The organism is Mesorhizobium sp. M1409 (genome assembly GCF_040317535.1).
In the GTDB taxonomy this organism is placed as follows: Bacteria; Pseudomonadota; Alphaproteobacteria; order Rhizobiales; family Rhizobiaceae; genus Mesorhizobium.
The window spans coordinates 225,368-232,927 of record NZ_JAMYKV010000006.1; the positions used below are offsets into that span (position 1 = coordinate 225,368).

6 protein-coding genes are annotated in these 7,560 nt (G+C 66.8%); 3 read left to right on the forward strand and 3 right to left on the reverse strand.

Features of this window, described 5'->3' with window-relative positions:
- Window positions 1-52 precede the first annotated feature (52 nt).
- The 3 genes from NKG99_RS08030 to NKG99_RS08040 are packed head-to-tail and all read right to left on the reverse strand — an operon-like array spanning window position 53 to window position 4,817.
- Window positions 53-2,875 carry a DUF4159 domain-containing protein gene (locus NKG99_RS08030; protein ID WP_352866059.1) on the reverse strand — a complete coding sequence of 941 codons (2,823 nt, stop codon included), beginning with the start codon at window positions 2,873-2,875 and terminating at the stop codon, window positions 53-55.
- Window positions 2,872-3,813 (reverse strand): DUF58 domain-containing protein, encoded by a 942-nt coding sequence (locus NKG99_RS08035; protein ID WP_352866060.1) that lies wholly within the window; start codon window positions 3,811-3,813, stop codon window positions 2,872-2,874. The genes NKG99_RS08030 and NKG99_RS08035 overlap by 4 nt, the downstream gene beginning before the upstream one ends.
- Window positions 3,813-4,817 carry an AAA family ATPase gene (locus NKG99_RS08040; RefSeq protein ID WP_352866062.1) on the reverse strand — a complete coding sequence of 335 codons (1,005 nt, stop codon included), beginning with the start codon at window positions 4,815-4,817 and terminating at the stop codon, window positions 3,813-3,815. Before NKG99_RS08040 ends, NKG99_RS08035 begins: the two co-directional genes overlap by 1 nt.
- Window positions 4,818-4,958: 141 nt before the next feature.
- On the opposite strand from NKG99_RS08040, the gene NKG99_RS08045 reads away from it, so the two are divergent.
- The 3 genes from NKG99_RS08045 to NKG99_RS08055 are packed head-to-tail and all read left to right on the forward strand — an operon-like array spanning window position 4,959 to window position 7,479.
- Window positions 4,959-5,588, forward strand: coding sequence for a DUF1285 domain-containing protein (locus tag NKG99_RS08045; protein ID WP_352866065.1), 630 nt, complete (start codon window positions 4,959-4,961; stop codon window positions 5,586-5,588).
- A complete protein-coding gene (locus tag NKG99_RS08050) occupies window positions 5,588-6,220 on the forward strand; it encodes a CoA pyrophosphatase (protein ID WP_352866067.1) in 633 nt (210 codons plus the stop codon). The genes NKG99_RS08045 and NKG99_RS08050 overlap by 1 nt, the downstream gene beginning before the upstream one ends.
- A complete protein-coding gene (locus tag NKG99_RS08055) occupies window positions 6,217-7,479 on the forward strand; it encodes a CCA tRNA nucleotidyltransferase (protein WP_352866069.1) in 1,263 nt (420 codons plus the stop codon). The genes NKG99_RS08050 and NKG99_RS08055 overlap by 4 nt, the downstream gene beginning before the upstream one ends.
- Window positions 7,480-7,560 lie beyond the last annotated feature (81 nt).

Genomic DNA, 7,560 nt, shown 5'->3' on the forward strand with positions numbered 1-7,560 from the left:
ACCCTCCCATTTGGGAGGGTCGATCCGCGGAGGTGCAATAAAAGACATCATCTTACTGCCCCAGCCGTTCGAGCAGTATCGGCACATGCACCTGGTCGGATTTGTAGTTGCCGGTCAGCATGTACATCATGATGTTGACGCCGGCGCGCAGCGCGTAGATGCGCTGCATCGGGTCCGCCGGCACGGTCGGCAGCAGCGGGTCGCCATTCTCGTCGACCGCCCAGGCGCCGGCGAAATCATTGGCGGTGATCATGATCGGCGAGACGCCGTCGCCGGTCCGCACCGGCCGGTTCTCGGCGTTGCTGGCGTCGAGCGAGGCCTCGACCCACAATGGACCGCCGGCGAAGCGGCCGGGAAATTCGGGCAGAATGAAGAAGGATTTGGTCAGCACGTGGTCCGACGGCACCGGCTCCAGCGGCGGCACGTTGAGGCTGCCGAGGATGTCGCGCAGCCGCTCCGTCGCCGGGCTGGTTGAATCGGCGCCGATGCCGTTGGCGAACTGGTCGCGCGTATCGAACAGCACCGTGCCGCCTTGCTGCATATAGGCGTCGATGCGGGCGATCGCGGCCTGGCTCGGCATCGGCGCGGCCGGATCGATCGGCCAGTAGATCAGCGGGTAGAACGACAGTTCGTCCTTCGAGATGTCGACGCCGGCCGGCTCGCCCGGTTCCAGTGCCGTCTTCTCGACCAGGAAGCGGGTCAGGCCTTCGAGCCCGGCGCGGCTGATCGAATCGTCGCCCGGCACGCCGGTCAGCACATAGGCGATGCGGGTCTTCGAAATCGCCTCTATTGCAACCTCCTCGCCCGGCTTGGCGTCATCGGCGCGGGCAAGATCGGCATGGCCGAACAAGCCACCGAGCGCAATCAGGATCGCCGCGGTCGTTGTTACGGCACCGGCGCGGCGCGGCCGGCGGGTAAACAGGCCGCCTATCCAGAACACCGCCAGCGTGTCGAGCAGCATCAGCACCAGGGCAGCCGCGACCAGCGCGCCTTTCAAATTGCGCGATTCGTCAAAGGCATACTGGATCGAGGTCACCGGGACCGTGATTTGCGGGCGCGCCAGGGGCGCAAACGTGCTGTCGGCTTCAAGCAGATTGTGGGCAAACACACCCGTCTCGGAACCATAGAGCCCGGGCGGGTTCTCGAAGGTCACTGGCAACGCGCCGGCGCCCGGAACCAGCGGCCGCGCGTCCGGCGTCGGCGGCACCAGCGAGCCGTCGGCCGCAATCATGCGATAGGGCGCCAGCGAGGTGGCGGCGGCTTCGGCATTGGCGATCGCCGCGCCCTGGTTGCGCGACAGTTGCACGATGCGGCGCAGCATCTCGACGAAGCTGCCCGAGATCGGCAGGTTCGACCAGGTCGCCTCGGGCGTGACATGGAACAGCACCAGCGTGCCCTTGCCCTTCTTCAGCCCGGTGACCAGCGGCGTGCCGTCGGCAAGCGCGGCCCAGGTGCGCTCGACGATGTCGGGCGTCGGCTCGGCCAGCACCTGCCTGCTGACGGTGACCTCGGTCGGCGGGGCAAGATCGGCGAACGGGCCGGCCTTGGGGAATTCGGTGACCGGCTGCGGCGACGTCCATGACAGCGCGCCGCCAAGCGAACGTTCGCCGGTGCGCAGGCGGACCGGCAGCAGATCGTCGTCATTGCCGGAGGCGGCTAGCCGCGAACCGGCGAAACGCACCAGCGTGCCGCCATTGTCGACCCAGTCGACCAGTCTTTGCCGGACCTGTGCGGGAATGGTGCCGATGTCGGCCATGATGATCATCGCCGGCTTCTGGTCGAGGATCTGCGGGATGGCGTCGGCGAGGTCGGCGCTGGAGGGTTCGACCAGATCGGCGAAGGGCTGCAGCGCGCGCCTGATGTAGTAGAGCGGCGACAAAAGCGGCTGCGCCTGGTCGGCCTCGGCCTGCGACAACAGTCCGACGCGGCGGCGCTTGGAGCTTTCATCGAGGACGCGCACCGCGCCGGCCTGGCGCTCGCCGTCGAGCGCGATCGAGGCGAAGTCGTTGCGCAGCTCGAACGGCACCGCCATGGTGCCGTTGGCGGTGGTTTCGCCCGGCGAGAAGGTCAGCGTCGCATCGGCGATGCGGCGACCCTTATCGTCGAAGGCGCCGGCGGTGACCTGCGCCGGGGCAGGATCGCCCGGCGCGCGAATGGCGGTCAGCGCAAAGCCGTCGACCTGGTTGTCGGCGGCGGTCAGGCCGGTCAGCGACAGCCTGTCGGCGGTTGCCCAAACGACACGGGCGGCATTTTTCGACAAAAGCGTGTTGAAGGCGGCTTCGTCGCCTTTTGCCGCAAGGCCGTCGGCAAGCACGGCGACACTGGCGCCGGGCAAGGTCTCCAGCACGCCGGCGACGCGGGCATAGACGGCGGGCCGGTCGGTCGGGATCGGCCGCGGCTTGGCGGCGCGCAGCCGGTCGAGCGCGGCGGCGGCATCGAACGGGCCGATCTCCGCATTGGCTTTTTCCGCGGTGAAGGCGATGACGACAGGCACGCCGTTCGAGCCGGCATCGGCGATCAGCCGCTCGGCGGTGGCGACGCGCTTGCCCCAATCGGCGGCACTTGCCCAGTCATTGTCGATGACCAGGGCCAGGGCAGCACCCTCGGCCGGCAGCTTTTCGCGCGGGTTGAAGACCGGATCGGCCAATGCGGCGACTATGAGCGCCGCCATCAGCAGCCTGAGCAGCGTCAGCCACCACGGGCTCTGCTGCGGCGTCTCCTCGCGCTTCAGAACGCGCGCCAGGATCTTCAGCGGCGGGAAGATCTCGGTCTGCGGCTTGGGCGGTGTCAGCCGCAACAGCCACCAGATCACCGGCAGCGCCAGCAGGCCCCACAGCACCATGGGGGCGCCAAAGGAGAGCGGCAGCCAGCTCATGCGACGGCCTTTCCGGCACGACCGCCACCAGCGGTCGGCCCGACAGAGGGGCCATCGGCGGTCATCGCCATGTGCAGGCGCACCAGCGCATCGGACGCCAGCCGATCGGTGTGGTTGAGGGTAAAGCTCCAGCCGAGGCGCTTGCACCAGGCGGCCAATTCGTGACGGCGAGCGGTGTAGAGCAGGCGATACTCATCGCCCAGCATTTCGGCGCGGCCGGCGGTCAGCTTGTCGCCGGTCTCGGGGTCGGTGAATTCGGTGCGGCCGGCATAGGGGAAGGTTTCCTCGGCCGGGTCGGCAACCTCGATCAGATGAGCGCGCACGCCGTGGCGGGCTAGAACGTCGAGCCAGGCCATCGTCTCCTCGACGGGATCGAGGAAGTCGCTGACAATGACGATGTCGCAGAAGCGGCGGATGTCGGAAAGATCGGGTTTTGCCGGCAAATCGCCGGCATGCATGAGCTGGGCGGCGATGCGCTCGGCGCCGTTGCGGGCGGTAAACGGATCGGTAAGGCCGGGCCAGGCGATGCGCTCGCCGCTGCGCGACAACAATTCGGCCATGGCCAGCGCCAGCACCAGCGCGCGCGATTGCTTGGAAACGCTGGCGCCGGTCGATTTATAGAGCATCGACGGCGAGGGGTCGGCCCACAGCCAGACCGTATGGGCGGCTTCCCATTCGCGGTCGCGCACATAGGTATGATCGTCGCGCGCCGAGCGGCGCCAGTCGATGCGTGAGGAATCGCCTTCGACATAGGGCCGGAACTGCCAGAAATTCTCGCCGATGCCGCGCTTGCGGCGGCCGTGCCAGCCGGCGATCACCGTGTTGACGATGCGCCGCGCCTCGACCAGCAGGTCCGGAACCAGCGAAGCCCGCAACCGGCCACGGGCGAGCGCGTCGCGCGTCGCTGCCGGAGCCTGGACCTCGCCAATACGCGCCATCAGATACCTTTGGCCAGTTTCGCCACCACGTCGCGCACGCTGGTGCCTTCGGCACGGGCGGCGAAGGTCAGCGCCATGCGGTGCTGCAGCACCGGCTCGGCCAGCGCGCGGACATCGTCGATCGACGGTGCCAGCCGTCCATCGTAGAGCGCGCGCGCCCTTGTGCACAGCATCAGTGCCTGGCTGGCGCGTGGGCCGGGGCCCCAGGCGACGTGCTTGTCGGTCTCGGCATTGCCTTGGCCCGGACGCGCCGAGCGCACCAGCGTCAGGATCGCCTCGACGACGCTTTCGGGCACCGGCATGCGGCGGATGAGTGTCTGGATTTCCTTCAGCCGCGCCGGCTGCAATACGTTCTGGGCTTTGGCGTCCTCGACGCCGGTCGTTTCCAGCAGAATGCGGCGCTCGGCCTCGATTTCGGGATAGAGGATATCGACCTGCATCAGAAAGCGGTCGAGCTGGGCCTCGGGCAGCGGATAGGTGCCTTCCTGCTCCAGCGGGTTCTGCGTCGCCAGCACGTGGAAAGGCGCCGGCAGGTCGTAGCGGCCGCCGGCAATGGTGACGTGGTACTCCTGCATCGCCTGCAGCAGCGCAGACTGGGTGCGCGGCGATGCGCGGTTGATCTCGTCGGCCATGAGCAGCTGGGCGAAGATCGGGCCGGAAATGAAGCGGAAGGAGCGCTTGCCGGTCTCGTCCTGCTCCATCACCTCGGAGCCAAGGATATCGGACGGCATCAGGTCGGGGGTGAACTGGATGCGGCGCGAATTGAGGCCGAGCACGATGCCCAGAGTTTCGACCAGCTTGGTCTTGGCGAGGCCCGGCACGCCGACCAGCAGCGCATGGCCGCCGGCCAGCAGCGCCACCAGCGTGCGCTCGACGACGCTCTCCTGGCCGAAAATGACCCGGCCGACCCCGTCGCGGATCCTGGAGATGTCGGCCAGCGCCTTCTCGGCCTCGGCGATCATGTCCGTTTCGCTGATCGGGCTTTCCTTGACCATTACGCTCATGCCGCATCGATCCTTGTGGTTGGAAATACCTGCCTGCAGCATACCATGACTGCCGCGATTCGGCCTCGCCTGGTGTCCGCATTAGAATTTAAATCACAGACTTAGGCTGACAAGCGGAACAACAGTGACTATTTCGTGACCATGACGGGACCCTTGGAACATCGTGAAGAAAGCCTGACGACCGCCACCGAGGCGCGCGGTCTCGAGGCGCTGATCTCCCGCGCGGCCCGCGCCGGCAAGGGTGCGGCACCCGTCGAGCGCTGGAATCCCGACTTCTGCGGCGATCTCGACATGGAGATCAGGGCCGACGGCACCTGGTTCTATCTGGGCACGCCGATCGGGCGCATGCCGCTGGTGCAGCTTTTCTCCTCGGTGCTGCGCAAGGATGCCGACGGCAGGACCTATCTGGTGACACCGGTGGAGCGGGTCGGCATCCGCGTCGCCGATGCGCCGTTCATTGCCGTCGAAATGGATGTTTCTGGCGACGGCGATGCGCAGGTCATCACCTTCCGAACCAATGTCGGCGACGTCGTCGAGGCCGGGCCGGAGCGGCCGCTGCGTTTCGTCGACGAGAACGGGACTGGCGGGCTGAAGCCCTATGTGCTGGTGCGCGGCCGGCTGGAGGCCTTGGTGGCGCGGCCGGTGATGTATGAGTTGGTCGGCCATGGCGAGGAGGTCGAGATCGGCGGCAAGACCATGTTCGCGGTGCGCTCGAAAAAGGCTGTGTTCCCAATCATGCCGGCGGACCAGTTGAAGCGGCTGAGCGCGTGATGGACCAGGTGTCTCCGACGCCTTTCTCATCCGCGGATTTTCGCGCGCGATTTGCCGCGCAGCCGGATGCGCATGCCGGCGACGACTATGGCGACCATCGCTTCAACCCCGATCACCCACGCCTCAACCAGGGCAAGGCGCTGCGCGACGCCGCGGTGCTGATCCCGGTGGTCGATCATGAGGGCGATGCGACGGTTCTTTTGACCAAACGGGCCGAAAAGCTGCGCAACCATTCGGGGCAGGTGGCCTTTCCCGGCGGCACCATCGATCCGGCCGATCCAAGCCCGGAGGCGGCGGCGCTGCGCGAGACCTTCGAGGAGATCGGCCTTGGCCAGGATGGCATCGAGGTCATCGGCCGCATGCCAGACTATGTCGCCGGCAGCGGCTACCGCATCGCGCCGGTGCTCGGCATCGTGCGGCCGGGTTTCCAGCTGACGCTCAACGCCGACGAGGTCGATGCCGCCTTCGAAGTGCCGCTGCGCTTCCTGATGGACCCGGCCAATCACAAGCGCGACAGCCGCATATGGAACGATCTCGAATGGTTCTTCTACGACATGCCCTATGGCGACCGGCGCATCTGGGGCGTCACCGCCGGCATCATCCGTACCCTCTATGAAAGGCTCTATGCGTGAGTGTCACGATCGCGGGCAGGGCCGACTGGCTCGGCGACAAGCATCTGCAGCGCCTGTTGGCCGCACTGAGCGAGGGCGATGAAGAGGCGCGTGTCGCGGGCGGCGCCGTGCGCAACACGCTGATGGGCCAGCCGGTCGCCGACATCGACATCGCCACCACGTGTTTGCCTGGGGAAACCGTTCGTCGCGCCGAGGCGGCAGGTTTCAAGGCGGTGCCGACCGGCATCGAGCACGGCACGATCACGGTTGTCGCCGGCGGCAAGCCCTATGAGGTCACCACGTTGCGAGCCGACATCGAGACTGACGGGCGACGGGCCAAAGTGTCGTTCGGGCGCGACTGGAAGCTTGACGCCGAGCGGCGCGATTTCACCATCAACGCGCTCTATGCCGAAGCCGATGGCCGGGTTGTCGACCTGGTCGGCGGCATTGCCGACATCGAGGCACGCCGGCTGCGCTTCATCGGCGATGCGGAAGCGCGCATCCGTGAGGACTATCTGCGCATCCTTCGTTTCTTCCGCTTCTTCGCCTGGTATGGCGATGGCCGGCCCGATGCCGATGGGTTGAAAGCCTGTGCCCGGCTGAAGGAAGGTCTTGCACAGCTTTCGGCCGAGCGCATCTGGTCTGAATTGAAGAAGCTTTTGTCGGCGCCTGATCCCTCACGGGCGCTGCTCTGGATGCGGCAGGCTGGCGTCTTGACCGCCGCGCTGCCGGCGAGCGAGAAATGGGGCATCGATGCCATCCATGGGCTGACCAAGGCCGAGAAGGAACTGGGCTGGGCGCCCGACCCGCTGCTGCGGCTGGAAGCGATCGTGCCGCCGGATGCCGCACGCATGAAGACACTCGCCGAGCGGCTCAGATTTTCGATCGCCGAAGCGGATCGCCTGCGCCACTGGGCGCTTGCCACCGCTGTCGAGCCGAAGACGACCGAGGGCGAACTGGCGAAAAGGCTCTATCGCGGCCATCGGCAGGGATTTGTCGACCGCTTGCGCCTGTCGCTGGCTGCCGCCCGTGTGCGTGCTGTTGACGACAATGACGCGCTGCTTGAAGCCGGCGGCTTCTCGCGCCTGCTGGCCTTCGCGCTCAAATGGGAAAAACCGATGTTCCCGCTGAAAGGCGCCGATCTGACGGCGCGCGGCGCAACGCCAGGACCGAAGCTGGGCGAAATCCTCAAGAACCTCGAGGCGGAATGGATCGAAGCGGGATTTGCGCCCGATCGCGCCGCACTGCTTGATCGCGCCGCGAAGGCACTGGAGAGCTAGCCCGGATATCTCACACTGTCTTTTGGCGTAGGTCTGAAGCGGGGATTTTGCGAGCGCGTGAGTTGCAGGCAAGGGCTGTCG

What these genes read in the sequence shown, in the direction of transcription:
- NKG99_RS08030 (WP_352866059.1), bottom strand. Translation starts at nt 2,875, where the DNA reads ATGAGCTGGCTGCCGCTCTCCTTTGGCGCCCCCATGGTGCTGTGGGGC.
- NKG99_RS08035 (WP_352866060.1), bottom strand. Translation starts at nt 3,813, where the DNA reads ATGGCGCGTATTGGCGAGGTCCAGGCTCCGGCAGCGACGCGCGACGCG.
- NKG99_RS08040 (WP_352866062.1), bottom strand. Translation starts at nt 4,817, where the DNA reads ATGAGCGTAATGGTCAAGGAAAGCCCGATCAGCGAAACGGACATGATC.
- NKG99_RS08045 (WP_352866065.1), top strand. Translation starts at nt 4,959, where the DNA reads ATGACGGGACCCTTGGAACATCGTGAAGAAAGCCTGACGACCGCCACC.
- NKG99_RS08050 (WP_352866067.1), top strand. Translation starts at nt 5,588, where the DNA reads ATGGACCAGGTGTCTCCGACGCCTTTCTCATCCGCGGATTTTCGCGCG.